Origin of the sequence: Leptolyngbya sp. FACHB-1624 (genome assembly GCF_047649235.1) — a bacterium.
Lineage (GTDB): Bacteria > Cyanobacteriota > Cyanobacteriia > Leptolyngbyales > Leptolyngbyaceae > Leptolyngbya > Leptolyngbya boryana.
The window spans coordinates 4741478-4768060 of sequence record NZ_CP180258.1 but is presented as its reverse complement, the minus strand read 5'-3'; the positions used below and the strand labels follow the sequence as shown (position 1 = coordinate 4768060).

Annotated in this window: 27 protein-coding genes; 16 read left to right on the top strand and 11 right to left on the bottom strand. The window is 47.9% G+C overall.

The features are described from left to right. Window positions 1-9 precede the first annotated feature (9 nt). Both ACMUEV_RS22590 and uraH read left to right on the top strand, forming a co-directional pair. Window positions 10-1224, top strand: a complete 1215-nt coding sequence (locus ACMUEV_RS22590) for a lipid-A-disaccharide synthase-related protein (protein WP_190647449.1) — start codon at window positions 10-12, stop codon at window positions 1222-1224. 101 nt (window positions 1225-1325) lie between these two features. Further along, the gene (uraH, locus tag ACMUEV_RS22585; RefSeq protein ID WP_017286963.1) at window positions 1326-1685 is read left to right on the top strand and encodes a hydroxyisourate hydrolase; all 360 of its coding nucleotides are present in this window, start codon (window positions 1326-1328) and stop codon (window positions 1683-1685) included. Here uraH and ACMUEV_RS22580 read toward each other — a convergent pair. Then, window positions 1682-2389, bottom strand: coding sequence for an SGNH/GDSL hydrolase family protein (locus tag ACMUEV_RS22580; RefSeq protein ID WP_190647447.1), 708 nt, complete (start codon window positions 2387-2389; stop codon window positions 1682-1684). The two genes, uraH and ACMUEV_RS22580, sit on opposite strands and share 4 nt — an antisense overlap. Window positions 2390-2750: 361 nt before the next feature. On the opposite strand from ACMUEV_RS22580, the gene ACMUEV_RS22575 reads away from it, so the two are divergent. The 3 genes from ACMUEV_RS22575 to ACMUEV_RS22565 all read left to right on the top strand — a co-directional run bounded on the left by ACMUEV_RS22575 (window position 2751) and on the right by ACMUEV_RS22565 (window position 6078). Continuing rightward, window positions 2751-4010, top strand: a complete 1260-nt coding sequence (locus ACMUEV_RS22575) for a glycoside hydrolase family 10 protein (RefSeq protein ID WP_242044216.1) — start codon at window positions 2751-2753, stop codon at window positions 4008-4010. Window positions 4011-4088: 78 nt separating this feature from the next. Then, window positions 4089-5006, top strand: a complete 918-nt coding sequence (locus ACMUEV_RS22570; protein ID WP_190647444.1) for a bifunctional riboflavin kinase/FAD synthetase — start codon at window positions 4089-4091, stop codon at window positions 5004-5006. A 37-nt stretch (window positions 5007-5043) separates the two neighbouring features. Further along, entirely contained in the window at window positions 5044-6078 is a 1035-nt protein-coding gene (locus ACMUEV_RS22565) for a molybdopterin-dependent oxidoreductase (protein ID WP_190647442.1), read from the top strand. Here ACMUEV_RS22565 and ACMUEV_RS22560 read toward each other — a convergent pair. Beyond that, the gene (locus tag ACMUEV_RS22560; RefSeq protein ID WP_017286970.1) at window positions 6075-6854 is read right to left on the bottom strand and encodes a hypothetical protein; all 780 of its coding nucleotides are present in this window, start codon (window positions 6852-6854) and stop codon (window positions 6075-6077) included. The two genes, ACMUEV_RS22565 and ACMUEV_RS22560, sit on opposite strands and share 4 nt — an antisense overlap. A gap of 98 nt (window positions 6855-6952) precedes the next feature. On the opposite strand from ACMUEV_RS22560, the gene ACMUEV_RS22555 reads away from it, so the two are divergent. The 3 genes from ACMUEV_RS22555 to ACMUEV_RS22545 are packed head-to-tail and all read left to right on the top strand — an operon-like array spanning window position 6953 to window position 9324. Beyond that, window positions 6953-7708 carry an HAD family hydrolase gene (locus tag ACMUEV_RS22555; protein ID WP_017286971.1) on the top strand — a complete coding sequence of 252 codons (756 nt, stop codon included), beginning with the start codon at window positions 6953-6955 and terminating at the stop codon, window positions 7706-7708. 29 nt (window positions 7709-7737) lie between these two features. Continuing rightward, complete coding sequence (locus ACMUEV_RS22550) at window positions 7738-8292, top strand: thioredoxin family protein (RefSeq protein WP_017286972.1); 555 nt, start codon at window positions 7738-7740, stop codon at window positions 8290-8292. A 6-nt stretch (window positions 8293-8298) separates the two neighbouring features. Then, window positions 8299-9324: an ABC transporter permease gene (locus tag ACMUEV_RS22545; protein WP_086371041.1), complete on the top strand. Its 1026-nt coding sequence runs from the start codon at window positions 8299-8301 to the stop codon at window positions 9322-9324. On the opposite strand, the gene ACMUEV_RS22540 is transcribed toward ACMUEV_RS22545, so the two are convergent. Next, entirely contained in the window at window positions 9321-9923 is a 603-nt protein-coding gene (locus ACMUEV_RS22540) for a hypothetical protein (RefSeq protein ID WP_190647440.1), read from the bottom strand. The two genes, ACMUEV_RS22545 and ACMUEV_RS22540, sit on opposite strands and share 4 nt — an antisense overlap. 383 nt (window positions 9924-10306) lie before the next feature. Between ACMUEV_RS22540 and ACMUEV_RS22535 the strand changes: the two genes are divergently transcribed. The 3 genes from ACMUEV_RS22535 to ACMUEV_RS22525 are packed head-to-tail and all read left to right on the top strand — an operon-like array spanning window position 10307 to window position 12013. Further along, entirely contained in the window at window positions 10307-10720 is a 414-nt protein-coding gene (locus ACMUEV_RS22535) for a heavy metal-responsive transcriptional regulator (protein ID WP_190647437.1), read from the top strand. A gap of 42 nt (window positions 10721-10762) precedes the next feature. After that, on the top strand, window positions 10763-11005 hold the full coding sequence (locus ACMUEV_RS22530) for a thioredoxin family protein (RefSeq protein ID WP_190647436.1): 243 nt from the start codon (window positions 10763-10765) through the stop codon (window positions 11003-11005). Window positions 11006-11020: 15 nt separating this feature from the next. After that, the gene (locus tag ACMUEV_RS22525; RefSeq protein ID WP_190647434.1) at window positions 11021-12013 is read left to right on the top strand and encodes a permease; all 993 of its coding nucleotides are present in this window, start codon (window positions 11021-11023) and stop codon (window positions 12011-12013) included. Between the two features lie 70 nt (window positions 12014-12083). On the opposite strand, the gene ACMUEV_RS22520 is transcribed toward ACMUEV_RS22525, so the two are convergent. Continuing rightward, window positions 12084-14057 carry an amylo-alpha-1,6-glucosidase gene (locus ACMUEV_RS22520; protein WP_190647432.1) on the bottom strand — a complete coding sequence of 658 codons (1974 nt, stop codon included), beginning with the start codon at window positions 14055-14057 and terminating at the stop codon, window positions 12084-12086. Window positions 14058-14213: 156 nt separating this feature from the next. Between ACMUEV_RS22520 and ACMUEV_RS22515 the strand changes: the two genes are divergently transcribed. From ACMUEV_RS22515 to ACMUEV_RS22500, 4 genes are all read left to right on the top strand, one after another. Next, window positions 14214-14957 (top strand): sucrose-phosphate phosphatase, encoded by a 744-nt coding sequence (locus tag ACMUEV_RS22515; protein WP_190647430.1) that lies wholly within the window; start codon window positions 14214-14216, stop codon window positions 14955-14957. 7 nt (window positions 14958-14964) lie between these two features. Further along, entirely contained in the window at window positions 14965-15591 is a 627-nt protein-coding gene (ruvA, locus tag ACMUEV_RS22510) for a Holliday junction branch migration protein RuvA (RefSeq protein ID WP_017286980.1), read from the top strand. Between the two features lie 97 nt (window positions 15592-15688). After that, on the top strand, window positions 15689-16066 hold the full coding sequence (locus ACMUEV_RS22505; protein WP_190647428.1) for a hypothetical protein: 378 nt from the start codon (window positions 15689-15691) through the stop codon (window positions 16064-16066). A 365-nt stretch (window positions 16067-16431) separates the two neighbouring features. Beyond that, on the top strand, window positions 16432-17286 hold the full coding sequence (locus ACMUEV_RS22500; RefSeq protein WP_190647426.1) for a universal stress protein: 855 nt from the start codon (window positions 16432-16434) through the stop codon (window positions 17284-17286). Here the strand turns inward: ACMUEV_RS22500 and ACMUEV_RS22495 are convergent. The 5 genes from ACMUEV_RS22495 to ACMUEV_RS22475 form a co-directional block, all read right to left on the bottom strand. Then, the gene (locus tag ACMUEV_RS22495) at window positions 17283-18836 is read right to left on the bottom strand and encodes a serine/threonine protein kinase (protein ID WP_017286983.1); all 1554 of its coding nucleotides are present in this window, start codon (window positions 18834-18836) and stop codon (window positions 17283-17285) included. The genes ACMUEV_RS22500 and ACMUEV_RS22495 overlap by 4 nt on opposite strands. A gap of 86 nt (window positions 18837-18922) precedes the next feature. Further along, window positions 18923-19381 carry a hypothetical protein gene (locus ACMUEV_RS22490; RefSeq protein ID WP_071596146.1) on the bottom strand — a complete coding sequence of 153 codons (459 nt, stop codon included), beginning with the start codon at window positions 19379-19381 and terminating at the stop codon, window positions 18923-18925. A 44-nt stretch (window positions 19382-19425) separates the two neighbouring features. Beyond that, window positions 19426-20541, bottom strand: coding sequence for an anhydro-N-acetylmuramic acid kinase (locus ACMUEV_RS22485; RefSeq protein WP_190647424.1), 1116 nt, complete (start codon window positions 20539-20541; stop codon window positions 19426-19428). Window positions 20542-20545: 4 nt separating this feature from the next. Continuing rightward, complete coding sequence (gene map, locus ACMUEV_RS22480; protein ID WP_017286986.1) at window positions 20546-21358, bottom strand: type I methionyl aminopeptidase; 813 nt, start codon at window positions 21356-21358, stop codon at window positions 20546-20548. 47 nt (window positions 21359-21405) lie between these two features. Beyond that, window positions 21406-22935: a hypothetical protein gene (locus ACMUEV_RS22475; RefSeq protein ID WP_190647423.1), complete on the bottom strand. Its 1530-nt coding sequence runs from the start codon at window positions 22933-22935 to the stop codon at window positions 21406-21408. Window positions 22936-23247: 312 nt separating this feature from the next. Between ACMUEV_RS22475 and eno the strand changes: the two genes are divergently transcribed. Beyond that, complete coding sequence (gene eno / locus ACMUEV_RS22470; protein ID WP_017286988.1) at window positions 23248-24543, top strand: phosphopyruvate hydratase; 1296 nt, start codon at window positions 23248-23250, stop codon at window positions 24541-24543. A 115-nt stretch (window positions 24544-24658) separates the two neighbouring features. Here the strand turns inward: eno and mnmE are convergent, their stop codons facing one another. Continuing rightward, on the bottom strand, window positions 24659-26017 hold the full coding sequence (gene mnmE / locus ACMUEV_RS22465) for a tRNA uridine-5-carboxymethylaminomethyl(34) synthesis GTPase MnmE (protein WP_190647421.1): 1359 nt from the start codon (window positions 26015-26017) through the stop codon (window positions 24659-24661). After that, a complete protein-coding gene (locus tag ACMUEV_RS22460) occupies window positions 26014-26580 on the bottom strand; it encodes a GNAT family N-acetyltransferase (protein ID WP_017286990.1) in 567 nt (188 codons plus the stop codon). The genes mnmE and ACMUEV_RS22460 overlap by 4 nt, the downstream gene beginning before the upstream one ends. Window positions 26581-26583: the final 3 nt, after the last annotated feature.

Here is a 26583-nt window from a genome sequence, read left to right as displayed (position 1 = left end):
GGAGCGACTATGCGTTTATTGTGCTTAAGTAATGGTCACGGAGAAGATACGATCGCCATTCGGATTCTTCAAGCTTTACAACAGAAATCAGATGTGACGATCGAAGCTTTACCGATCGTAGGCGAAGGCCATGCATATCAAAAAGCAGATATTCCAGTGATTGGCACCGTGAAAGTTATGCCATCCGGTGGATTTATTTATATGGATAACAAACAGCTCGTGAGAGACATACAAGGGGGATTAGTAAAATTAACACTTGAACAAATTAAAGCGATTCATACCTGGGCAAAATCAGGCGGGATGGTTTTAGCCGTTGGCGATATTGTGCCGATGCTATTTGCCTGGACAAGTGGCTTGCCGTTTGCCTTTGTTGCGACCGCAAAATCTGAGTATTACTTGCGCGATGAGAATGGCTTTATTCCTCGAAAATCCTGGTGGGACGATCGATTAGAACGTTCCACGGGATGTATTTTTCAACCTTGGGATCGTTGGTTAATGAAACGCCCGCAGTGTAAGGCTGTTTTTCCGCGCGATCGCTTAACAGCTCAAGTTCTCAAGCGCTTTCATGTGCCAGCGTTTGACTTAGGCAATCCGATGATGGATGGCTTAGAGTGGTCGGGTGTAAAAGAGTCTGACTGTTTGACGATCGCGTTGATTCCCGGTTCGCGCCCGCCTGAATGTTTTGCCAATTGGGAATTAATGCTGCGCGCGCTCAATGCGATGATGGGCGATTTTCAACGTCCCATGCGATTTTTAAGCGCGATCGCGCCCGGAATCGATCTCGATCACCTGCATCATTTATTGCTGAGTTATCGCTGGACTTCTACAGAATCCAATATTTACGTTAATGGATACGGCGAGAAACAAGCCACACTCCAGTTAATGCCAGGGCGATTTGCAGAATGTATTCAGCGCAGTGAACTTGCGATCGCGATGGCGGGAACGGCGACTGAACAATTTATTGGACTTGGAAAGCCTGCATTCATCATGCCGGGAGAAGGTCCACAATTTACGCCCGCTTTTGCTGAAGCGCAAACTCGATTGCTAGGTGCCTCCGTTACCTTGGTTGAGCAACCCTCACAAATGGGGAATGCAGTGCGATCGCTGTTAGAAAATCCCGATCGCATTCAAATGATCGCCGACAATGGGCATCGACGTATGGGAGAACCGGGTGCAGCGGATCGAATTAGCGATCGTCTCCTCGAAATCTTGAAAACCTGCTAGATTTTGTACACTTCGGCAGTCATCGTTTTAAAGTCCCCAAATTTAGGAATTTGAGGGACTAAAACCGTGAACCCCGACGCGAATCCATCCACATCAAACTCATGGGAAAACTGACTACTCACGTTCTAGATACCGCTCACGGCTGTCCTGCCGCAGATCTCAAGATTGAACTCTGGCAAATTGATTCGCAAACGGATCAGAAAACCTTGATTAAAACAGTTTTGACAAATTCAGATGGACGGACTGATAGCCCAATGTTGAATGAATCAGAGATCAACGTTGGCATCTATGAGCTAGTTTTCGCGATCGGCGAATACTTCGCCTCGAAATTCGCTCATCCTGTAGAGCCTGCATTTCTCGATCGCGTTCCCATCCGTTTCGGAATCGCAGATGCGACTGCCCACTATCATGTTCCACTGCTAGCTTCCCCGTGGTCGTACAGCACCTATCGAGGTAGTTAGCGCGAACTCACAGCCGAATTCAAAAGGTCGAGCAAAGCTTGACGATAGATGCGCTTGCCAGAATTATTTAAATGTACGCCATCTAAGGTGAGATCTCCCCGCAGCGCTCGATCGCGAAATAAGGGTTGAATCACGTCTATTCGCACCGTGACATCTTGCTCTGTTCCGACTTGACGAATCAAAGTGTTAATTTCATCGACACGATCGAGTGTACCTGCCACATTTGGATTTTTACTCGCTTCAACCGTCGAGTAAAATGCAGGCAACAAGGTGATTTCTGATGCTCCTAATCCACGAGTTAACGTCACAATCTGGCGCAAATTATTTTTGAAATCGACATTGTTAATTGAATACATCGCGTCATTTGTGCCGATCGCAACGATCACGTTTTGGCACTGAATATTGCCTGCTTTAAGCTGCTTCAACTGTTCGAGAAGCGACACTGTACTCATGCCGCCCATCGCAAAGTTATAGTTTGATTGACCCAGCGAATTGCCCAATCCAGAAGAAATTGAATCCCCGAAAACGCAACCTGTATAACGCTTTCCCGTACTTGCAGTAATTTGAGAACTGACCTTAGAACGCCACCAGTCTACCGAAGGCAGCTTATCTACTTTCGGAGACGAAACCGCAGGCAAAACACAGGGCGAACTAGCAAGAAGTGTAAACCCAAAGAGTAAGCCAATTTTGAGCACACGCTTCATGCAAAAACACTCCAATCATCAATAATTTCTTTGACTTAGTATGGTAAATAAAAGTTCAGTACTTCGTATCCGTATTAGCACATTTCTCAGTCGCCCCAAGTTAGATTTTCCCAGAACCCTGAATCCCATCAGGGCGAATTCTGATATCCAGTCACCATAGAATTGTTCACTCCCCTTGGCAAGCGATCGGGCACTTCCAGAGAGAAAATGCGTCACGTCAGGTTGGGATCTGAAATTTTACAAAGTTTTGAGTTTACAAAGTTTTGATATTGCACGAAATCAGATCCCGATGCCCTTCCTCCATGCTTGTAAACTGTAGAGCTAGTGCATTTTGCCTGTTTTGATGTTGATTGAGTTGCTCATGATTAAGCTTCGATCCTGGTTCCGTCACTGGAGAAAAACGATTCTGATGCCGCTCTTTTTGGCATCTTTTATCACTGTTGTTTGGGCGAGTACTCCTGCAATCGCTCAGATGCAACGTCCTCTCCTGTTTCCTTCACAACCGACTCCGACCCCGACTGTTCAACCTTCACCCGTCGTTCCACAAATTCCTCGCACCGAGATTCGAGGTGTATGGCTGACGTTCAACGATCTCGATGTCATGAAAGATCGCACGAAAGTGCAGAACGCAGTGGATCAATTGGGACGCTTGAATTTCAATACGATTTATCCGGTGGTTTGGAATTCTGGCTATGTGACGTATCCCAGTGCAGTTGCCCAACGCCAGGGCATCCAGCCTTTTGTGTATCGTGGTTCAGATGGACATGACATTCTCGCGGATGTTGTCGATCGCGCCCGTCGTCGAGGCTTGCTCGTCGTTCCCTGGTTTGAGTTCGGATTCATGATTCCGTTCACGTCAGAACTCGCACTGAATCATCCAGACTGGCTGACTCAGCAGCGCAATGGCGATCAGACTTCCATCAGTGGAGCAGGCGAAGTGGCTTGGCTCAATCCCTTTCATCCTCAGGTGCAGCAGTTCATCACCGATTTAGTCTTAGAAGTGGTGACTCAGTACAACGTGGATGGGATTCAGTTTGATGACAATATGAGCCTGCCGCGTGAGTTTGGCTATGATGCTTACACCCGAGCGCTCTATAAGAGAGAGACAAAAAAAGACGTTCCCAATAATCCAGCGGATCAAGCTTGGATGCGTTGGCGAGCCAACAAAATTACGGCATTCATGGCGCAATTGAAGAAAGCCGTGAGAGACCGCAAACCCAATGCAATTTTCTCAATTTCACCTAACTATTATGACTTTGCCTACAAATTCCATTTGCAGGACTGGCTCGCTTGGGTTCGGCAAGGGATTGCAGATGAATTGATTGTGCAAGTGTACCGTCCAAATTTGCAAAGCTTCATTGAAAAGATTTCACGTCCTGAAATTCAAGAAGCCCAAAAACGAATCTCAACCGGGGTTGGGGTCTTCACAGGGCAAAGAACAAATCCCGTTTCGATTCGCCAAATTCAAGAGCAAACGCGAGCGGCTCAGGAACGAGGGTTAGGCGTTGCCTACTTCTATTACGAGAGCCTTTGGGATATTGCTCCGGAGCCTGCCAGCGATCGCCAAGCGGGATTCCAGGCGCTTTTCCCTGAACCTGCGACTCGACTCGCACAGTGGTAGATCGTGCAGGGGGAGATTTGTCTATTTTTAAGACTGTCTTCCAACTTTTGCGGATCGAAGTGTGTAAAAATGTGAAGCGTGTGGATAACTTCATCGCCGACTACTGCTTTAACTCCGACTGCCGTTGCCCTGGGAAACTTTGACGGTATCCATTTGGGGCATCGACAAGTCATTGCACCTGTGCTGGAAAATGACGGGATCGCTCGGACTACGGTTGTAACTTTTAGTCCACATCCGAAAGAATTTTTTACTGGAGAACCTCGATCGCTGCTCACGCCTCAAGAAGAGAAAGTGTTGCACCTAGAAGCGATCGGGGTTCAACAATTGGTGTTGCTGCCGTTTAACCGTGAACTGGCAAAGCTAACGCCGCAGCAATTTGTCGAAGAAATTTTGGTCAATCAGCTTCAGGCTCGACAGGTGAGTGTAGGGGCTGATTTTTGTTTTGGACATCGACGCACGGGAACGGCGGACGATCTGAAAGCGATCGCGGCAACGTTTGGGATTGGGGTGACGATCGTGCCGTTGTTACTCTTTCAAGGCAAGCGGATTAGCAGTTCAGCAATTCGAGAAGCGCTGTTGTCTGGAGATTTGCAGACTGCGAATCGAATGCTCGGCAGACCTTATCGGCTGATTGGACAGGTCGTAACGGGTCAACAACTGGGTCGAGCGATCGGATTTCCAACCGCGAATTTGCAGCTTTTAGGAGATAAGCTTGTGCCTTGCCGGGGCGTGTATGCGGTGAGAGTTTCAGGGGCTGGAGAAACTTCGATCCTGGGTGTGATGAACATTGGCAATCGTCCGACGGTGAATGGTCTCAGTCAAACGATCGAAGTGCATTTGCTCGATTGGTCGGGCGATTTGTATGGAAAGACGCTGATTGTGGAGCTTGAGGAGTTTATTCGCCCTGAGCAAAAGTTTGCGTCATTAGAAGAGTTGAAAGCGCAGATTCAAGCAGATTGTGAAACAGCACGATCGACACTTGCTGCAATGAGTTAGCGATAATAAGTTTGAGATTTTACCTTGTGAGCTTGCTGTGAATCGTCGAGAACTTCTGAAATTATTAGGTCAAACTTCGGGCGGGCTGATTGCTGCAAGTGTTTTGGGCGGCTGTCAAGCTAAATCGATGAATTTACTCTTTTCGCTTGATCCGGCTGAAGCTCTACCAGATCACTTGATCACGCCGCTTGACGAGTTTTATGTGCAGTCTTATGCGCTCCCTTCTCAGGTAAATGTTGAGAAATGGCAGTTGAAGATTGGGGGTGAAGTCAATACTCCTGTGACTTTGAACTTTCAAGATATTCTCAATGCGCCGCAAGAAGAGTTTTACCTGACGATGGAATGTATCGGCAATCCAGCAGGTGGGAATTTAATCGGGAATGCGAAATGGACAGGTACGCCATTGCTGCCCTTTTTGAAGCAGGCAGGTGTGAAAAAAAGCGCGATCGAGTTTGCGATGAAAGGCGCAGATTGGTATGAAACGACTTTACCTGTTGCAGAATTAATGCGTCCTGAAGTGCGATTAGTGCATCAAATGAATGGCACACCTTTAACGGCAGCACATGGCTATCCGGTTCGGATTATCATTCCGGGGCATTTTGGGCAAAAGCAACCGAAATGGATCGTTGGAATTGATGCGATCGCCAAAACGAAGACCGGATTTTGGGAGAATCAAGGCTGGTCGAATACTGCCGAAATCCCAACTCATTCGTTGATGCGGCAAGTTCACGATTCTAGAGTCTGGAACAAGCAGCATCAAGTCAAGCTAACCCGCAATAACTGGGAAAAAGGCGTTTTACTAGCAGGCGTTGCTTTAGATCGATCGACTGCGATCACGTCAATTCAAATCAGTACAGATGACGGTGTAACCTGGCAAGCTGCCGAGCAGAATCGTCCAGAATCGCCGCATGAATGGACATTGTGGCGCTATCTGTGGAAACCAACTCAGGCTGGAAAATATTCGCTATTAGCGCGTGCGAGTTCAGAACGACAGCAGCAAGCGATCGAGGATAAGAATAGTAAAGACGGAAGTTCTGGAATCCTGAAAATTCAAACTACTTTAGACGCCTAGTTTTTACTCGCGATGCGATTTGTTCTGAAGGTGACGTTCGAGCCTTCTTGAGTCTGTTCTAAAACTAGGAGCGGCGTGGGTTTTGCATTTTGATCCCAGCGCATGTTCGCGATTCTGCCTTGAATCGCAGGTTGCCACGTATCATTTTCATGCGTGGGGCTGAGGAAGGTTTCAAAGCAATCAATGATTTGATTGATCGTCACAGAAGTCGGCTGAGTTGGAAGTTTGAGAATTTTGATTTGAATCCGAAACAGGACGCGAGTCGATTGAGCCGATTCGCCAGATTTGTACAAGACATCAAAGATCTCATCGACTTGGCGACCTGTGCTCGCAATTCCAATTTCTCCCTGATTTGCTTGAGTCGGGCGGAGTGCCAATGTAATTTTGTCTTTGACTCTGATTTTGATTTGATTGACGATCGCGAAATGGAAGACCTCTTCTGCCATTCTCATCCGCAGATAGTCGAGGTTAAATTCACGCGAGTGAATCAGATCGGGGTTGCGCTCCATTTTCCCCATCATTTCCACCGCATATTTCAGCTTTTTCTGAATTTCGCGATTTTTAACGATCTCAAACTTCACCTGTTTCTTCAGCTTATTCGCCTGCAGTGTCGAGAAAACCCCTAAAACGATCAGCAGTAAAAACAGCCCGCCGGAGGTCATCATCCAAACATTACCGCCAGCAGGAGAATTCGGACGAGCAGGCTGACTCGATGCAGATTGAGTTTTGACAGGCTTTGCAGCAGTCTGAGCCAAAAGGGGGGACACCATCGACATAAGACGTTTTTACAGGAAGAGGTGGTCGATTCCAGAATGCCCCGATGTCACTGGGAACTTGATAATTTGTACACAAATCAAGTCAGGATTTTTTTGAAATGACACCACTCGATTGTGCTGAAAATTTACACCGAATTCGATTAATTGCAACAGATATGGATGGAACGCTGACCATTCAGGAAAAATTCAGCACGAAACTGTTAGCAGCCTTTGATCGATGCCATCACGCTGGAATTCAAATCCTTGTGGTGACGGGGCGATCGGCAGGTTGGGTGAGCGGCTTAGCGAATTATTTGCCGATCTGGGGTGCGATCGCAGAGAATGGCGGCTTGTTTTATCGCGGTGAAACTCAAGAATTCCTTGTCCCAATTCTCGATGTGAATTTGCATCGTCAGAAATTAGCAGAGATGTTTGCCGAGTTGCAGACTCATTTTCCTAATCTGCAAGAATCGAGTGATAATGCCTTTCGGCGAACAGATTGGACATTTGATGTGGCAGATTTGACGTTAGAAGAACTCGAACGCATCAATCTCCTGTGCCAAACCAAAGGTTGGGGCTTCACATACAGCACGATTCAATGTCACCTGAAACTGGTAGCACAAAGCAAAGCATTGGGATTGAGCCGAATTTTAGAGCATGACTTTACCCACTACGATCGCGAACAGATTGCCACGATCGGCGACAGTCCCAACGACGAAAGTTTATTTGATGCAAGCCAGTTTCCCATCTCGATTGGAGTTGCGAATCTGAAGCGTTATCAGAATCAACTTCAGCATTTGCCGACTTATGTAACGATCGCAGAAGAAGGCAATGGATTTTGCGAATTCGTCGATGCTGTCTTAAAGGGTCGGTAAACTATAGAAAATTGCTGATATCAGAAATCATGGAATCCTCAACCCCAAATCGTATCCGAAACTTTCTTATTGCCATCGTTGCAATCACTCTTTCGGTTGCCGTTGCACTTGGGCTGAAAACTCAAACTACAGGCGTTTCGCTGAATGCGATGTCTGCTGAGGCAGTTCCGCTTGAAGTGGCACTCACCAATGGCAACCCAACGCTGATGGAGTTTTACGCCAATTGGTGTACAAGCTGTCAGGCAATGGCTCCCGAACTCAAATCGTTAAAAGATAGCTACGGCGATCGCATTAATTTCGTCATGCTGAATGTGGATAACGAGAAATGGTTGCCAGAGATTTTGTCGTATCGCGTTGATGGTATTCCGCATTTCGTTTATCTGAATGACAAAGGAACCGCGATCGCGCAAGCAATTGGGGAACAACCACGCACCATTATTGAAGAAAATCTGGTAGCGTTATCTTCTGGTTCAGATTTACCTCACGCTCAAAGTATTGGACAGACTTCGGCGTTCTCATCGCCCGTTGGAACCAAGCCAAGCGATCCGCGAGGTCATGGCAGCCAGGTTGTTGAAAAATCATAGAAAGCTATGTCTCGATCGAGTGCGTTACGCTACTACGTTTTATCTCGTCTATTGATGGCTCCGCTGATGCTCTGGCTGATTACGACGATCGTATTTCTGCTGCTGAGAGCCACGCCTGGGGATACAGTTGATGCCATGCTAGGCACTCGGGCATCGCAAGCCGCAAAAGACGAGTTGCGGGCGCAGCTTGGATTGAACAAATCTTTGCTATTTCAATACTTTGATTATATTGGAGCGCTCTTGCGCTTCGATTTGGGTAAGTCTTTGACGACTCAAGGACAATCGGTTTGGGAAATTATTGGCAAGTTCTTTCCGGCAACGGTTGAACTAACAATCGTCGGTTTAGCGATCGCGCTCGTTGTCGGCATAACCGTCGGCGCGATCTCTGCCTCACGTCCGAATAGTTCACTCGATGCGACAGGTCGGCTGTTTGGCATTATTACGTACTCCATTCCGATGTTTTGGTTTGGAATGGTCTTGCAGCTAATTTTTTCAGTCGGTTTGGGATGGTTTCCATTGGGGACTCGATTCCCAGTGACGATCAGCCCGCCGCCGAATGTCACGGGTTTATATACGATCGATAGTTTGCTGAGTGGAAATTTCGAGCAATTTGCGATCGCGATTTACTATCTCGCCTTACCTTCGATCACCTTAGGGGTGCTGATTAGTGGGATTTTTGAGCGAATTGTGCGCGTCAATCTTAGGCAGACTTTGCAAGCCGAATATGTCGAAGCGGCACGCGCAAGAGGAATCCCAGAATCGAAAATCCTGATCAATCACGCGTTGAAAAACGCAATGATTCCAGTGATTACAATTCTGGGGCTGACGCTGGCTGCGTTGTTAGGAGGAGCAATTCTCACCGAAGTGACATTCTCTTGGCCGGGACTTGCAAATCGCTTGTACCGAGCCATTAATCAAAGAGACTATCCCACGGTGCAAGGCATTGTCGTTTTCTTTGCGGCAATTGTGTCGATCGCGAGTATTGCGATCGACATTATCAATGCTTATATTGATCCACGAATCCGCTACTAGCGAGGCAGACAAGCAACCGGAATCGGGTTAGACGAGGTGCGAATCGCAGTTTCATTCAAATTCCGCGACGCGATCAAGTTCTGACCTTCTCGGTAAGCTTCGAGATTCATCATAGCTTCGTGCCCTGAAGTTCCAGCAGGACCATTGTTGCGGAATGCGATCGCAGCACTGCGGTTGTTTGCATCAAACTGACGGTGCTGAGGCGAGCCTGCGGCTTGCAGAACTGTATTATATTGAGTCGAACTAATCGTTTCTGCATTCATCGACTGCTCCATGTTCGTCGAACCTGGAGATTGATTCACACTCGAAGGCGAAGGGGGAACTGCACCATTTCCGAGTGGAACTGAGGTATTTCCTTGAATGCCGCTTGATGCCGTATCGTAGCTCGAAGGAGAGGTTTGATTAGAAGCGCCAGAAGACGAGGTTTGATTGGAATAATTGGAAGAAGATTGAGTATCCACTGGACCTCCAACTCCACCATTAATATAAGCTGAGCACTCCGCAGCAGTAGGAGCAGATTGTGCGAAAACAGGGAGTGCCATTAATGCGGCTGTACCTGTTGCACTGAGGGTTGCCAAGGTGCGTTGTAAAAGATTCATTTTTCTCCTCGAAGGTCGTTAGATGTGAATTTTTTGTAATGATAGATACGCTATTACTGTAGAAATTCAATCTACGATCGCCCTCTGTCTTCTGGCATTGATGCTAATCTGCCAAGAGTTAGAAACGGTACCAACAAATCTAATCCAACTTTAATTGTGAGAATTGAGAGCCTGAATTACAGCCTCGCTCATGCATTCTATTGATCGTTGAAGTTGTGCGGCGGCAGACAAGCTTGAACTCTCACCGATAACCTCTGTTCCGTCCGCACCAACGCAGTGTTAGATGCCCGGCAACTTCAACAAACTTTACCTGGTAATCCTTGACCTTATATCACAGTATAAGGTTTATCATTAGCTTACCAGGTCGTAATGGAGTGATGTCAATGTTTCAAGTGGGGGAAGTCTCGCGCCGATTAGACGTTAATCCACAAACTCTCTACTTTTATGAGCGAATTGGGTTAATTCCATCCCCTCAGCGCACAGAAGCAGGATATCGGCTATTCAGTCAACAAGATGTGGATCGGCTTACCTTTATTACACGGGCTAAATCTTTGGGGCTGAGTCTAGATGAAATCAAAGACATTCTTGCGTTAAAGGATGGGCGATCGCTCACCTGTCAGGCGGTTTATGAGCGTCTCAGCAAAAAAGTTAGTGAAATTGAGAATATGATTCGCCAGTTACAAACGCTTCATGATGAGCTAACACCGCTGGTTAACCAGTGCTACGCCAATCTACAAACAACTGATCGAGAATGCGTTGTCCTAGATCAATCTCAAGTCACGCCTTCCAGAAGTTAATGCGATTGCGATCTGACGTAAACCATTAGGAGGAAAATTGCTATGAATCCGATTACAGTCGAAGTATTGGGAACAGGCTGCAAAAAATGTCAGCAACTAGAAGCTAATGCCAGAGCAGCGATCGCGGCACTTAACCTAGAAGCAGAAATTCTTCACATTACTGATCCCATCGAAATTGCCAAGCGAGGAGTCATGTCTACACCTGCCTTGACGGTTAACGGTAAGGTTGTAGGCAAAGGTAAAGTGATGACCAGTGAAGAAATTCAACCGCTCTTGCAAATATAGAGGGGAGCGCGAATCATGTTCGATCCATTTTATCCGTTTGACTGGTTGGCAAGCCAGATTGTTCATCATCTTTTTGGGCTGACTGTGGAATCCCACCTCGGAGCTAGCTTGCATTTTTTCCTCTACGATGTCCCCAAAGTTTTGACCTTACTGATCGTCATTAGTTTTGTTGTGGGAACATTTCAGAGCTTTTTGCAACCTGAAAACGTGCGGCAATGGTTAGAAGGCAAGCGTACTTTGGGCGGAAATATTCTAGCGGCAATGGTGGGGATTATCACACCTTTTTGTTCTTGTTCTGCCGTACCACTATTTATTGGCTTTTTGGAAGCAGGTATTCCTCTGGGTGTGACATTTTCTTATCTGATTTCTGCCCCAATGGTGAATGAAGTAGCTGTTGTGCTGTTGTGGGGACTATTCGGATTAAAAGTTACACTCCTCTATATCGGCTTTGGGGTTGGATTAGCAATCTTAGCTGGGTATATCATCGGATGGCTCAAGTTGGAAAAATGGGTTGAACCTTTTGTATGGCAACTACAAAAAGCCCACCAAGGCAATGCTCAAGAGGACAACTTTAACGTCAATCATGTCACTTGGAAACAGCGATTTCAGCAAGGATGGTTTCAGTCCAGTGAAATTGTGCGATCGGTATGGCTTTATGTCGTTGTAGGTATTGCGATCGGTGCTGGGATTCATGGCTATGTTCCAACCACTTTAGTTACACAGTTAGCAGGGGCTAGCAACCCATTTGCTGTTCCTATTGCCGTAATTTTGGGTGTACCGCTCTATGCAAACATTGCTGGTGTTATGCCCATTACCGAAGCATTGGTCAACAAAGGAATGCCGCTGGGTACTGTATTAGCGTTCACAATGGCTGTGACGGCTCTCTCATTGCCTGAGATGGTCATTCTAAGAAAAGTGCTTCGCCCCCAACTTTTAGCTGTGTTTATTAGCCTAATGACTTTTGGGATCATTAGTATCGGCTACCTGTTTAATGCTCTCCTTGCTTAACCACCTCTTGTCTCTCAAGCATTGCTTAGAAGATAGCCCCAACCAGGGAATAAGGGCATCTAACGATGATTTAGCTCTTGGCTAAAGTAATCCAAGCTCGTAAGACTTCTGCAACCGTCCAGGCTTGAGCGAAACACCCCTGTGGCATCATCGGTGCGTCTCCATCGAAAATTTCGCTGAGGCTGCCTAAGCCTTGATTCCGCAGATGGTTTGCCATCGGTTCGAGAAATTCTCGGGCTTTGACCGGATCACCATACACTCGATGATGCGCGATCGCAAACGATCCAATCAACCAGCCCCAGACTGTGCCCTGATGGTAAGCTCCATCTCGTTGAACTGAGTCACCGCTGTACCGTCCTCGATAGTTCATATCGCGTGGATCAAGAGATCGTAATCCGTAAGATGTGAGCAGCGATCGCGAACAAGCATCGACCACGCCTTTCTGCTGATTCACATTCAATGGACTTTCCGGCAGAGAGACCGTAAAAATCTGATTCGGGCGCAGTGAGGCATCGTTGCCGTCAGGTGAATCGAGGACATCGTAGCAGTAACCTGTCTCTGCATTCCAAAAGCGTTCAAAGCGGGCAAGCACTCGTTCTGCCATCGCGTCATATTCTCGGTAAGGTTTCCCGAGTTGCCGAGCGAATTTTGCCATAATTCGCAGCGCATTGTACCAAAGAGCATTGACCTCGATCGGTTTACCAATCCGAGGCGTAACCACCCAATCTCCAACTTTGGCATCCATCCAGGTCAATTGAGTTCCAGCTTCTCCGGCATACAGCAAGCCATCGGCTGAATCTAAGTGAATGTTGTACCGAGTCCCACGACAATGCCAATCGATAATTTCAGACAGCATGGGAAATAAATTATCGATTACATCATGATCTTCGGTTGCATTGTAGTAATCAAAAATCGCGATGAAGTACCATAACGTTGCATCGACAGTATTGTATTCAGGAATTTCTCCAGCATCAGGGAAACGATTCGGAAGCATCCCTTGATCGAGATATTGCGCGAACGTGTAGAGAATCGATCGGGCAATTTCTACTCGTCCGGTTGCTAGCGTTAAGCCCGAAAGACTAATCATCGTATCGCGTCCCCAGTCTCCAAACCAGGGATATCCCGCAATGATGGTTTTCCCATTCGGAGCACGATTCACAATGAACTGATCTGCCGCCAGTACCAGTTGGCGTACCCAAATAGGAGAGGTTTCGACTTGTTTGACGCGATCGAGTCGCCAGCAGTCAAACAGTCTTTGTTCATGATTATGCTGGGCGCGTAGGGCAGTTTCGCCATCAAGATTCGGATTCGCTTCTGTACTCGTAATGAAGGTGAGCGACTGACCAGGATAGAGCGTGGTTTGAAATGTTGCAGCATGGAGATGATCTTCTCGATCGCTGAGTCCTCGCGATCGCTCAACGGCTAAATCAAATCCGTAGTACCAATCATGAAAGGCTGTGACGCTCGCACCTCGGCAGATTAAAAAGAAAGGCGTTGCATCAGGATAGGCAGAGAGCTTTAAACCATGCTCAATTTCATCTATTTCCATTTGCCAACCATTTCCATTGGTATTACCGTGATAATCCCGATAATTTACAAATGTCTTGAACGTCAGTGTTAACGGCTGTGTTGCACGATGTAATTGATAGTGAACATAGGTTGTGTTTTCACCTTGCTGCATCCAGATGCGTTTTTCGAGGATGGCATCGCCACAAGCGTATCGCCAAACCGGAACCGTTCCTTCGAGAAAAAAGCGCTCAAGATGTCGGTATCCGTGCGGGCCAACAATTCCATCTGACCAACGATTTGTGCTGAGCGGGTAAACATCTTCACCGTATCGAACGGACTCATCCAGCTTTGTCACCAGCAGTGTGCGATCGAGGGGAGGCTTGAGTGCTGCAATCAGGAGTCCGTGATAGCGGCGGGTGAGAACCCCTGCGATCGTGCCGGATGCAAATCCACCAATTCCGTTTGTGACCAACCATTCTCGTGTTTCCGCAGACGGCAGAACCCCGCAAATTTCCCGCCCAAAATCAATGACCATAAAAATAATCTAGCCAGCCTAATGATTCTAGGAGACGGTCGCAAAGAAGGAGCAGTTTCGCTACAAGAAATTCGGATTTCAAAGCTCAATCTTGGGAATCAAGATATTTTTGCAGTTGAGATCTAAACTCGTACAGTGGCAGTTATGAGGTGAAATGTGTCGCCGTTTTTATTTGTGACTGATTTGGATCATACGTTGGTGGGCGATGACTTCGCTCACGAAGCCTTGAATGAGTGGTTGCTAGAAGCGCGATCGCACGGCAGCAAAATTGTGTATTCGACCGGGCGATCGCTAGCGCTGTACCGAGAGTTAGCAGCCGAAGCGCCGCTGTTTGAACCCGATTTGCTGATTGCCGCCGTTGGTACTGCGATCTATACAGATTTAGCAGGAGAGCCGGATGCAACTTGGTCAGAAAAGCTCAAAATCGGGTGGAATGTTGAACAGGTCAGAGCAACCACAGCACATTTCGCCGATCTTGTCCTGCAACCGGATACCGAGCAGAGCGAATTTAAGGTTAGCTTTTTCTTGACGGAAGAAGCATCGATCGAGGTTTTACCGCAACTTGAGCTACTGCTGACTCAACAGGGTTTAGACGTGCAATTGATTTACAGTAGCGGCAGAGACTTAGACCTATTGCCCCGTCATGCGAATAAGGGATCGGCTTTGACCTTTGTGCGGCAGACCTTAAATTTTGCACCTGAAGCAACGATCGTGTGTGGCGATTCGGGGAATGATATTGCTTTATTTGCGGTCGGAGAAGAACGCGGCATCATTGTCGGCAATGCTCAAGCAGAACTGCTCGCTTGGCATCGAGATCATCCGATTCCGCATCATTATCTGGCTCAATCTCATTGTGCTGCTGGCATCTTAGAAGGGCTAAAATACTTCGGCTTTCAGTAAAAATTCTATGATTGGCTATCTTAAAGGTACGATCGCTGCAATTCAAAAAACCAACACTAATCGCGTCACCTTGACGTTAGAGGTGAATCAAATCGGGTATGACATTCAAGTTGTACCGCGATTGATTCAATCTCTACCAGGTCAAGGTGAAGAGGCGCAGATTTTTACGCATTTGAATGTGCGAGAAGATCAGGTGACGTTGTTTGGGTTTGGCTCAGCAGCAGAGCGGGATCTATTTCGGCAATTGGTGAGCGTCAGCGGGATTGGACCCCAGTTAGCTGTTGCGTTGCTCGATACTCTGGGATTGCAGGACTTGGTGCAAGCGATCGTGTCGGGCAATACGCGCTTGCTTTCTCGAACGCCAGGAGTGGGAGCGAAAACAGCCGAGCGGATTGCGTTGGAGCTAAAAACGAAGCTATCCGAATGGCGACAACAATCGGGAATTGTCGTGACTCCGGGTGCAGGACCTGCGGCGAATATTCTCGAAGATGTAGAAATGACGCTACTCGCACTCGGCTATACCGATCAAGAAATTTCACAGGCGTTGCAAGCAGTTGGGCAGAATACAGCCTTGTCGAAATCAGCAGATACCGAAGCTTGGATTCGACAAGCGATCGCTTGGTTGAGTCAATGATTACATCCTGAGATATTCTAAGCTCTATCGGTCGAGCGATTTGAGCCACAGCGCAAACCAGGTACAACAAGATGAAATTACATATGGAGTGTGTCCTATGAAACTAAACTATGTTGTGAAAGCGTTGATGAGTTTTGCTTTGGCTGCGGTGATGATTTTTGCGAGTCCTGCGTTCTCGATCGCGGCTCCGATGAATGCAGAGAGTAACGTTCACTCGAAAGTGAGCGAAGATACGGCAAATACCAAAAACTTTGTGCGTGGAGCACGTGAGACCGTCAAAGATGCAGCGAGAAGCAATGCATCGAAGGTTTCTGATGCCACCGATGGCGGCTTCTTTGCGAAGAAAGCTCGAAAAGATGCAGCTCGGATCGAGAAGCGTGCAAACGAGGATGCATCTCGGACTCAGAAAGCGATCGATAACACCAAACAGGCTGTTGATAAGGCAGTGAGTGGCGTTAAAAACGCGCTTGACTAAGCCGGACAGGACGACGATCGGATAGCAATATCCGCTCATCGCAGTCGTTCGGTTCAGTTCGCTAAATCCCCTAATTTAGCGAGCTTTGAAGATACAGAATCCCCTCAATCTTGTGAACACAGATCTGAGGGGATTTTGCATATTATCGTTTGCAACATGCGATCTTGACTTCTCAAAGTGCTCCACCCTCAAGAATTGCAAGACCATTCCAAACCATCCTAATTCAAACGAATTCACATCATTCTGTGAAGTGGAAAGATGTCGCACTCAGTAGGAACAGGCAAGACACAACAGAAATCATCGAAACCTTGTCGGATTGCGTCCAATGTTGCACAGTAAAAGCAACACCGCGATCGTTCACTCCTATGTTTCACCGAATTCTCATTTGCACAGATTTGACAGACGGTCTTCAGCGCCTCGTGCGGTTCGTGCCGCAGCTTGCACAAGGCGGAATACAACAAATTACTTTTCTGCACAGTGTGCCTATTGCGGCAGATCCGGGTATGCCAAAACCGGATGCAGCAAAAATTGAACGCGCACAGGCTCAACTTGCTCCTGCACTGGAGCACGATCTAACCGGGATTGACGTTCAAGTCGAAGTCGAAAGCGGGAAACCGATTGAGGTGATGCTTCGCGCAGTCAAAAAGCATCAATCAGATGTCATTTTGATGGGGACTCAAAGCCGCAATCTGCTCACAGAAAAGCTATTTGGCAGTACCACGGTAGAATTAGCTCAGCGATCTCCCATTCCCATCCTGGCAATTCGTCCGCAGTTGATCTCAGCCATGACTTCCGAAGAATTGAGCTTACGCTGTCAGCATCTGTTTCGAGAATTGCTCGTTCCATACGATGACAGCGATGCGTCCAAACATACGATCGCTGAAATTGCCAAACGCGCCAATGCTTCTCCTGCTTGTATGATTTGTCGCGTCCTTGAAAGTGGACACTATGAACTTTCAGCCGCAGAAGAACAGCAGATCTTGACTGAAACCTTAGAGCCTGCGAAAGCACAACTACAAGCAGCAGGACTACAAGCTGAAATTGAACTTCGTAAAGGGAATGCGCTGACTCAAATTCTACAAGCAGCCCAAGAAAACGATATTAGCGCGATCTCCTTGTCTTCTAATTTGAGCGATCATGCATTTGGCGCAATCCCAAGCTTTGCGGCTGAACTCCTGCGTCAAAGTATGCATCCAATCTTATTGTTTCCTGCTCCCTAAGGCAGCAGCGTTTTAATCTGCGAATCGCGGTTGGCTAACTCTGCAATGATTTTTGGCTTTGCTTTCTCAAATTCGGTTTTGAGCAACTCTTTACTCGTAGCAGCATTGCCAACCGATGCCCAAGTTTGACTCGCGAGCATCCATTCGAGCAACTGCGATCGCTGCATTGGTGTTGTCTGTAACGGCATCACGTAAGCACAGTGATGAGGATCTTCGATGGCAAAGAATAAGATGTAGTAGCTTTCTTTCTCGATCAGTAATCGCGTCAGTTTTTGCCCTTGCTCGGTCTTCAAATCCAGAAAACACTTGAGCCAGCGAGGATTTCCATCTTTATGCTGGAGTTGATTGTATAGCGCAGTGACCCACATGATGACAGGATGCGGGGATTGAATACACAAGAAGGTTTTGAAAAACTGATTGTAGAGCTTCCCAATTTGAATGTTCTCAATTTCTTGCTGCGATAACATCACCCAAAGCGTTGCAGAAGTCTCACGCTTGGTTTCGAGAATATGGGGAAAGACAATTTGCGCGATCGGTTTATTTTTAGGCCAAGTCGTTAACTGACAGGCTTCATCTGGCGAAAGACCGTTCGGATCTCTCGGCGGTGTCACAACAGGTCGCCGGAGCAGCGCTTCCCCGATGCGATGACTAATTTGACGAGTCGCATTGTAGCGTTGTTCTAACGGCTCCAACGCTTTGAGAATATCTTCGATCGTGTCAGGACGGTCTTGTGGTAATTTTGCCAGACAACTCATCACCAAAGACTCCAATATCTTTGGCACTTTCGCTGAAGGACTGATCGCTTCAAAAGGCTCTGGAGCTTGAAAATGATGCGTTTTATACCAACCGCCAAAAGAATGCGTATCTGCTTTGAGCGGCATTTTCCCAGTCAGCATCTCGTAGAGCAGCACACCCAAACTATAAATGTCCGATCGTGCATCCAGTTCGCGCCCTTCCATCTGCTCCGGAGAGGAATATGCCAACGTGCCCATATAAGAACTCGTTTGGCTGGCATCACTTTGCAATAGTTTCGAGATGCCAAAGTCTAAGATCTTAACGAGTTCCCCAAATCCTGGGTCTTGAATGACGAGAATATTACTGGGCTTAATGTCACGGTGGATAATCGGATACGTCGTGCCCTCGATCGTGATGCCTTGATGGGCGCATTGCAGCCCTGCGCAGATTTGGCGCGCTAGGCTTAAAAATCGCGGCAATGGTAAATTCTGCACCCCAATCACATCGCTCAGACTATTGCCTTCTAGATATTCCATCACATAGTAAGGCACTTCTTGATCGTCCACGCCATAGTCCATGACTCGAACAATGTGCATACTTTTTGTACTTAACAAGGCACAGGTTCGAGCTTCGCTGCGGAAGCGATCGCGCATTTTGCGAGTCAGTAACGTCTGTGAAAGAAACTTCACAGCAACAATGACCCCGCCGAGCAGGACATCTTCTGCTTTGTATACTTGCCCCATCGCACCACGACCGATCAGTTGGATCAGTTGGTAGCGATTTGAGAGCAGTTGTCCAATTCTAGGGTCAGCCATGCAGGGAAGGGGAATCGATGAACAAGATGCTTTCAGTATGGACAGCTTCGATTTTGTAATAACTTTATGAAGCTGCAATCTTGTACTTAAGTATTTTGTTCTGCCTGCCGCTCTAAGGTCGCTTCCATGGTGCTGTTCAGATGATGTCCGGTGAGTGTCGTGCTTGAGAAATAATAGCGATCGTCGTTTAATCGATACAGAGTTTCAAAACTACTGCGGCGCTGTTGGCGATCGCTTAACACCCAATGCCGTTGCACAAGCGACTCTGGTGCAACCAATCCTTCGCCTTCAACCCGTCCGAGTTGGCTATGCTGAAGCACGAATGTATAACGGCGATCGCCTGCACTCAAGCGTCCTCGATATTGCAACGTCACTTCATCACGATCGTGATAGGGGAAGGTGAGCTTCGTAATCATTGTGAACCAATCATCGCGGCTCCAGGCGATGAGAATTCTGCCTTTGACCGCGATCGGAAGTTCTTCGCGCTCCAGCCAGTTGCCTTGAAGCGTCCAACGTCCGGGTTGCATTAAAAACGTGTGGTTCACGGTAAGTTTTAGATCGGTGGCTCCACATGCTATCACGCCGCTTTCTATACTACGTGGTGAATTTCCCCTAGAAGAACAGATTTTGGTGCGCCTGTGACCTCCGGGAGATTACCAGGGATCTCGTGATATCGCCAATAGGCAAGCACAGCGAAGGCGATCGCTTCTTTAAAGTCGGCATTTAATCCCAGGTCGTCGGTCGTGCAAATGATGCTGTCAGGCAGTAAAAATTGCAGCCGCTGCTTTAAGTAAGTGTTGCGACTGCCTCCACCGCAGACGAGTACTCGATCGGGCAATTGCGGCAAAAATCTCTGATAGCTCTCGGCAATCGAGGCAGCGGTAAATTCGGTGAGGGTTGCTAGGATGTCGGCTTGAGTTAAGCCAGACGCGTCTGCAAGACACGCATCGAGATAAGCTGCACCAAAGTGTTCGCGCCCCGTAGATTTGGGCGGCGGTTGTTGGAAAAAGTCTTGTTGTAACCAGTGATCGACAAGTTCTAGATTTGGAGTGCCACGGGCAGCCCAAGCTCCATCGCGATCATACGTTTGCTCGGAAAATCGTTGAACTGCTAAATCGATCAGCATATTGCCAGCCCCCGTATCCCATCCTCGAATCGGCAGGTCAGCTTTGAGCGGCGGCAGATAAGTGACATTGCCAATGCCGCCAATGTTTTGCACACAGCGATGCTCGATTGGGTGTCTTAACAATGCAGCATCAATCGGCGGAACTAGCGGCGCGCCCTGACCCCCGATCGCGATATCTGCCGCCCGAAAGTTACTCACCGTCGCAATTTTGGTCTGATAGGCGATCACCTCCCCTCTTCCGATCTGCAAACTGTATCCGAGTTGAGCATTTGGCGGACGATGAAAGACCGTTTGACCATGTGAGCCAATCAGCACAGCCGGAGCTTGATTGGCTTGAATCTTCAGTGCGGCTTGGGCAAATTGAGTCGCGATCGCATCGTCGAGTTCTGCAAGTTCCGCCAGCGACAACGGCGCACCCCCGCAGACTGCGAGAATGTGATCGCGCAGGTCTGCTGGATAGGGATAGGTTGCGCCTGCGATTAACGTCGCTTGCAGATCCTCGGTCGAGCCAGAAATATCAACAAGCGCCGCATCAATTCCATCGACGGACGTACCACTCATTAGCCCAATAACGCGCATGAGATTAGACCAAATTGCGATCGGTTAAGATTTCGTATCCGGTTTCTGTGACTAAAACCGTATGCTCGAATTGTGCAGACAGAGAACGATCTACCGTCACCGCTGTCCAGCGATCGGGCAGAATTCTCGTATTTTTGGAGCCTGCGTTGACAATTGGCTCGATCGCTAATGTCATGCCTGCTCTCAGCTTCACATTCGGCATTTGATAGGTTCTGAAATTGAACACCGACGGTTCTTCGTGCAGATTCCGCCCAACGCCGTGTCCTGTGAAGTCTTCCACGATTTTGAAGCCATTTTCTTCCACATAATCCTGGATTGCGCCCGCGAGTTCGAGCAAAAATGCCCCGGCGCGCACTTTTTCAATGCCTTTGTATAACGCCTGCTCAGCCACATGGATTAATTTAGCGGCATCTGGGGGAACGTCGCCAACGGCGATCGTAATGCAAGAATCGCCGTGAAATCCTTCAAAGAATGCGCCTGTATCGACTTTCAGCACATCTCCTTTGTGAATCACTTTCTTCTTATTGGGAATACCGTGAACGACTTCGTGATTGATGCTAGAACAAATCGAAGCCGGGAACCCGTGATATCCCTTAAAGCTTGGAGTCGCCCCCATTTCGCGGATGCGTTTTTCTGCATGAGCATCTAAATCCCAAGTGGTCATTCCTGGCTGAACCATTTCTGAGATCTCTTTCAGCACGGTGGCAACGATGCGCCCAGATTGGCGCATGATTGCGATTTCTTCAGGAGATTTGAGTTCGATGCCCCGACGCTGTTTTTTCGAGGGTTGCGGAAGAAGATTGCTCAGAATGTTCATGTAAGGGCGCTTATTGAGAAATATCTGCTTTACTAACTTAGCTCAAACTACGGCAACCATCGCGGGTGCAGTCCAGCAAATGGTAATTCTTCTGGCTGCGTTTTAGCCGTTAGATCGTCTTTGAGCGGCAGGAGCCAGAGTCTACTATTGGCAACTGCTTGTCCGCCTTCAGCTTTGGCACGATCGTCTGCTTGAGTTTGATCAAAAATTAAGGCTTTGCCGTCAGGTGCTAAATCAACTGTAGTTTCGCGCTGATTCGGCAGTAAGACCAGCGGGCGTAAGGTCTGTTCCATCGGTTTGCCTTCTCGCGCTGCTTTCAAGTCGATCGCGGCTAAGAACGGTTGTTCTTGAAAGGTTGTGCCTGGAAGAAGATTGGTCAGCAAACAGTACAAAAATTGATTGTTCGCATCAAATTCGGCGCTGATAATCGATCCCGGAATTTTGAGAATTTCTTTTTGCACCCCTTGGGAAACGAGGAACATCGATCGCGTGTAGTCGGTGTTGAATTTCACCATAGCAGCAGCGCTTCCGTCCTGCGAAAAGCTGAGCACGGTTCCAAATTTGGGCAGAAAATCGAGCGGATTAGCTTGAGATTGTTCAGATTGGGGTTTGAGGGGCAAAATTGCCAATCCTTGTCCTTGAGCAACCGCGAGCGATCCTCCATCGGGTGTGATCAGAAAGTCGCCTCCAGTTTGGCGATTATCGATCGGTTGTGCAGGTTGCCCTTCTCGCAAAATCCACGCGCCTGCATCATTGGGATCGCGACGGCTCAAGCGCTGAATGACAATTACACTGCCATCTCGCGAAAGATCGAATTTCAGGTTTTGATAGTCTCGATTGTCTAGAACCTCGGTGATTTGTCCGACTTGAGTGGGAGAAGCGGATGCGGTGGAGGTTGAGGCACTGCCTAACTGCACCGGATCATTGATGTGAATCCCCGTTGTCACGGTGTAGAGTTTCTGTTCGGCAAGAGATTGCGGTGGATTCGTGCGTTCGATCGCGCTAAATAGAATTTTGTCATTGCCGGGATACGCTTTGAAATCCATCACAGTCAGGTTTTCCGGCGTGAGGACTTTTTTATCTTGCTGAGTCATGTTGTAGAGAATCAGCCGCCCAGTTTCATTGCCTTCTGCGCCGATAAACGCAAAACTGCGATCGCGGCTCTTAAAGGTCTCGCGAAAGGGTTGGAGAATGCCGTTGCTTGAGCCTTCTTTACTAAAGCGATCGCGGGCACTTTCGAGTGAGATTGTGAATTCGGTTCCGTAAGGCGCGGGTTGATCGAAGGTGTACGCCATGCGTCGTCCTGCCCAACTGACTTTGCCTTTTAATTCGGGCTGGATGCGGAGATTTTTCTCAACGCTGGCATGATCCATCGGGCGACTAAAGGTGAGCAGGAAGGCGCGATCGTCTGCCCCAATTTGTTTTCCTTGCCAATTAAAATCACGTACTCTGGGTGCACTGCGATCGCCGCTCAGCAGCAGAATTCCGATCAAAAAGGCAGTGGCGAGCATCAGTGCGATCGCGACTCGATCGAGCGGTTGGGGAAACTTGCGGAGCGATTCACGAGACGTTTGCATAGGAAAATAAGATTGAAGATCTCCGAGCGTTATCTGATTCTACGCTACGCAATCCAGCTCTTTAGATCTGCAAACACGATAGAGGATCAGGATTGAAAATCCTCTGGCGCAGTCAGGAAAATTTGACGATTGGATGACGCGATCGCAACGGGTGAGACGGGACTTTGGACTGTGCCTGTTCTCCCGACTTTTACGTAAGCCATAGACTTAAACATTCAAGACTATCAAGCCTATCGCCATAGCCTGTATTCTAAGCAAAGGCAAAAATCGATTTGCCTATTTTCTGCTCCCTCTTTATAAAGGTTGATCCCAATGATTGATGCACGAGACACTGCAATTGAATCCATCCGCGCTCGTGAGATTCTTGATTCTCGCGGTCGCCCGACGATCGAAGCTGAAGTTACCCTTGCCAATGGTGCCTATGGAATTGCACAAGTTCCAAGCGGTGCATCGACGGGAAGTTTTGAAGCGCATGAACTCCGTGACGATGATAAGAGTCGCTACGGTGGAAAAGGTGTGCTGAAAGCCGTTGAAAATGTTGAAAAAACGCTGGCTCCAAAATTGATTGGATTAGATGCGATTAATCAGGAATTGATCGATCGTACGATGATCGCGATCGATGGTTCTGCGAATAAGGCAAGTTTGGGCGCGAATGCGATCTTAGGCGTATCGTTGGCAACGGCGAAGGCTGGCGCAGATTCCTTGGGATTGCCGCTTTATCGGTATTTGGGCGGTCCGCTGTCGAATGTTTTGCCTGTGCCATTGATGAATGTGATTAATGGCGGCGCACATGCAGACAACAATGTGGATTTTCAGGAGTTCATGATTGTGCCAGTGGGAGCGGGAACGTTCCGAGAAGCGCTGAGATGGGGTGCAGAGGTTTTTGCTTCACTCAGCAAGGTGTTGCATGATAAAGGTTTGCTGACAGGCGTAGGCGATGAAGGCGGATTTGCGCCGAATTTAGAGTCGAATCAGGCGGCGCTTGATTTATTAATTCTGGCGATCGAGAAAGCGGGATACAAGCCGGGTGAACAAGTGGCGCTAGCGCTGGATGTGGCGGCGAGTGAGTTCTATAAAAATGGGCAATACACCTACGATGGAACGGCTCATGCACCAACGGAAATGGTGGATTATTTAGCGCAATTGGTCAGCAGCTATCCGATCGTGTCGATCGAAGATGGTTTACACGAAGATGATTGGCAGCATTGGCAATTGCTGACGGAGAAGATCGGCAGCAAATGTCAGCTTGTAGGTGATGATTTGTTCGTGACGAATATCACGCGCTTGCAGAAAGGCATTGAGCAAAAAGCTGGCAACTCGATTCTGATTAAGCTGAATCAGATCGGATCGTTGACCGAGACCTTGCAGGCGATCGATTTAGGCGCAAGAAATGGATTCCGCTCGATCATCAGCCATCGCTCCGGTGAGACGGAAGATACGACGATCGCAGATTTGGCAGTCGCGACCCGCGCAGGACAAATTAAAACCGGATCGCTCTGTCGCAGTGAGCGGGTAGCGAAATACAATCGCTTGCTGAGAATTGAGGATGAATTGGGCGATCGTGCGGTGTATGCCGGAACGATTGGTATGGCTCCGAGTTATCAGTAACCCGGCAACAATCAACCTGATAGGGGGATAAAGGGATAGGGAGCAATCTGAGTCTAGGTTCTCCCCACTCCCCACTCCCCACTTCGCAACGCAACCAAAACGCAGCCAGTTCAACTCATTTACCAATACAGAATCGACTAAAGATCCGATCGAGCACTGATTCTGTAACATCCTCACCTAAAATTTCGCCCAAGGCTTGAATGGCGCTGCGTAAATCGATCGTCCAAAAATCTAAGGGCAACTGATTCGAGATCGTCACTTGCACCTGTTGCAATGCCAGTTTTGCGCGAGTCAGTGCTGCTGCTTGACGTTGATTAATCGCCAAATCCATATTTGCGGCTTGAATTTGTCCCGATTGAACGGTGTCTAAAATCGCAGTTTCGAGTGCATCAATGCCTTGGTTTTGAGCCGCAGCCGTTTTCACAATTTGTAGGGCTGAAGGTAGGGCTGAAGTCGGTTCAGCTAGATCGATTTTATTAATCACGAGAATTAAAGGGCGATCGCGGACTCGATCGTAAATTTCGCGATCGAGTTGGGTAAATCCGGCTTGAGCATCGATCGTGAACAGAACCAAATCCGCAGATTCAGCGGCTAAACGCGATCGCTCAACGCCAATTTTTTCGACTTGATCCTCAGTCTCACGAATCCCTGCCGTATCTAAAACTTGAATCGGAATTCCACCCACAACCAATTGAGATTCGACAACATCGCGCGTTGTGCCAGGAAGATCCGTGACAATTGCGCGATCGCAGCGACTCCAGGCATTGAGTAAGCTCGATTTTCCAACATTCGGACGACCGACGATCGCAACTTTCAGCCCCGTTCTCAGCAGTTCTCCACGATCGGCCGTCTCTAAGATGCGAGTGACATCGGCTAAGACTTGATCAAACTGCGATCGAATCAGATCTTCATCCAACGGCGGTAAATCATCCTCAAAATCGATTCGCGCTTCTACTTCTGCCAAGATATCGAGACAAGTGGCGCGCAAGTGACGAATGGGATGCGCGAGTTTGCCTTGTAATCCGGCGAGTGCTGTTTGTGCAGCTTGCGGCGATCGCGCTCCGACTAGGTCTGAAATACTTTCCGCTTGAGTCAGATCAATTCGTCCATTCAAAAACGCTCTGAGTGTAAATTCTCCAGGTTGCGCTAGTCTTGCGCCTTGCTCAATGCAGAGTTGCAGAACTTGCTGGACTGCCATAATTCCACCGTGACAGTGCAATTCGACTACATCTTCGCGCGTGTACGATCGCGGAGCGAGCATGAGTAAAAGTAAAGCTTCATCAATCAGATGATCGGTTTCAGGATGACGAATAAATCCATATAAAATTCGATGACTTTCCCAAGCTTGCTGACCCGGTGCATGGAAGAGTTTTTTTGCGATCTCAACTGATTCCGATCCAGACAATCTGACAATGCCAACACTGCCTTGTTCTGGAACAATTGCAGTCGCGATCGCCGCAATGGTGTCACTCATCCCACTCTCCAATTTGGATTAATTAAGCTTGTGCGAATATGATCTTCCCATTTGCCATTGATGAGCAGGTAATCTCTGGAATATCCTTCGATCGTAAAACCTAATCGTCTTAAAACGCCTGCACTGCGGCGATTGTGGGGCATATAGTTGGCAGTAATTCGGTGCATATTCAAGTCATTAAAAACATAGCGAATCGCTGTTTCTAATGCCTCACTCATATAACCATTGCGTTGTTCATTCTCAGCGAGGCTATAGCCCAAACTACACGAATAGCTAATGCCTTGAGTAATGTTCGTGAAATTGACAGCACCAATAACTTTTTTAGGATCATCTTTCTTAAACAGAAAGAGCCTGAGCGATCGATCATAGCCAAATTCGATCAGGCTTTTCTCGATCTGCTGTGCCCAAAAATCACGTGTATAGAAATTTTTAGGACGAAAGGGTTCAAATGGCTCTAGAAAATCTCGATTCTCCGTATAGTAATTGACGATCGCAGTTGTGTCATTCTGCTGAAGCATCCGAACAATTAAGCGGGACGTTAAAAGAACTGGTGTTTGCAGCATAGA

Excerpts from the sequence above, each read along its gene's own strand:
- ACMUEV_RS22590 (WP_190647449.1), top strand. The coding sequence starts at position 10 with ATGCGTTTATTGTGCTTAAGTAATGGTCACGGAGAAGATACGATCGCC.
- uraH (WP_017286963.1), top strand. The coding sequence starts at position 1,326 with ATGGGAAAACTGACTACTCACGTTCTAGATACCGCTCACGGCTGTCCT.
- ACMUEV_RS22580 (WP_190647447.1), bottom strand. The coding sequence starts at position 2,389 with ATGAAGCGTGTGCTCAAAATTGGCTTACTCTTTGGGTTTACACTTCTT.
- ACMUEV_RS22575 (WP_242044216.1), top strand. The coding sequence starts at position 2,751 with ATGATTAAGCTTCGATCCTGGTTCCGTCACTGGAGAAAAACGATTCTG.
- ACMUEV_RS22560 (WP_017286970.1), bottom strand. The coding sequence starts at position 6,854 with ATGTCGATGGTGTCCCCCCTTTTGGCTCAGACTGCTGCAAAGCCTGTC.
- ACMUEV_RS22555 (WP_017286971.1), top strand. The coding sequence starts at position 6,953 with ATGACACCACTCGATTGTGCTGAAAATTTACACCGAATTCGATTAATT.
- ACMUEV_RS22550 (WP_017286972.1), top strand. The coding sequence starts at position 7,738 with ATGGAATCCTCAACCCCAAATCGTATCCGAAACTTTCTTATTGCCATC.
- ACMUEV_RS22545 (WP_086371041.1), top strand. The coding sequence starts at position 8,299 with ATGTCTCGATCGAGTGCGTTACGCTACTACGTTTTATCTCGTCTATTG.
- ACMUEV_RS22540 (WP_190647440.1), bottom strand. The coding sequence starts at position 9,923 with ATGAATCTTTTACAACGCACCTTGGCAACCCTCAGTGCAACAGGTACA.
- ACMUEV_RS22535 (WP_190647437.1), top strand. The coding sequence starts at position 10,307 with ATGTTTCAAGTGGGGGAAGTCTCGCGCCGATTAGACGTTAATCCACAA.
- ACMUEV_RS22530 (WP_190647436.1), top strand. The coding sequence starts at position 10,763 with ATGAATCCGATTACAGTCGAAGTATTGGGAACAGGCTGCAAAAAATGT.
- ACMUEV_RS22525 (WP_190647434.1), top strand. The coding sequence starts at position 11,021 with ATGTTCGATCCATTTTATCCGTTTGACTGGTTGGCAAGCCAGATTGTT.
- ACMUEV_RS22520 (WP_190647432.1), bottom strand. The coding sequence starts at position 14,057 with ATGGTCATTGATTTTGGGCGGGAAATTTGCGGGGTTCTGCCGTCTGCG.
- ruvA (WP_017286980.1), top strand. The coding sequence starts at position 14,965 with ATGATTGGCTATCTTAAAGGTACGATCGCTGCAATTCAAAAAACCAAC.
- ACMUEV_RS22505 (WP_190647428.1), top strand. The coding sequence starts at position 15,689 with ATGAAACTAAACTATGTTGTGAAAGCGTTGATGAGTTTTGCTTTGGCT.
- ACMUEV_RS22500 (WP_190647426.1), top strand. The coding sequence starts at position 16,432 with ATGTTTCACCGAATTCTCATTTGCACAGATTTGACAGACGGTCTTCAG.
- ACMUEV_RS22495 (WP_017286983.1), bottom strand. The coding sequence starts at position 18,836 with ATGGCTGACCCTAGAATTGGACAACTGCTCTCAAATCGCTACCAACTG.
- ACMUEV_RS22485 (WP_190647424.1), bottom strand. The coding sequence starts at position 20,541 with ATGCGCGTTATTGGGCTAATGAGTGGTACGTCCGTCGATGGAATTGAT.
- map (WP_017286986.1), bottom strand. The coding sequence starts at position 21,358 with ATGAACATTCTGAGCAATCTTCTTCCGCAACCCTCGAAAAAACAGCGT.
- ACMUEV_RS22475 (WP_190647423.1), bottom strand. The coding sequence starts at position 22,935 with ATGCAAACGTCTCGTGAATCGCTCCGCAAGTTTCCCCAACCGCTCGAT.
- eno (WP_017286988.1), top strand. The coding sequence starts at position 23,248 with ATGATTGATGCACGAGACACTGCAATTGAATCCATCCGCGCTCGTGAG.
- mnmE (WP_190647421.1), bottom strand. The coding sequence starts at position 26,017 with ATGAGTGACACCATTGCGGCGATCGCGACTGCAATTGTTCCAGAACAA.
- ACMUEV_RS22460 (WP_017286990.1), bottom strand. The coding sequence starts at position 26,580 with ATGCTGCAAACACCAGTTCTTTTAACGTCCCGCTTAATTGTTCGGATG.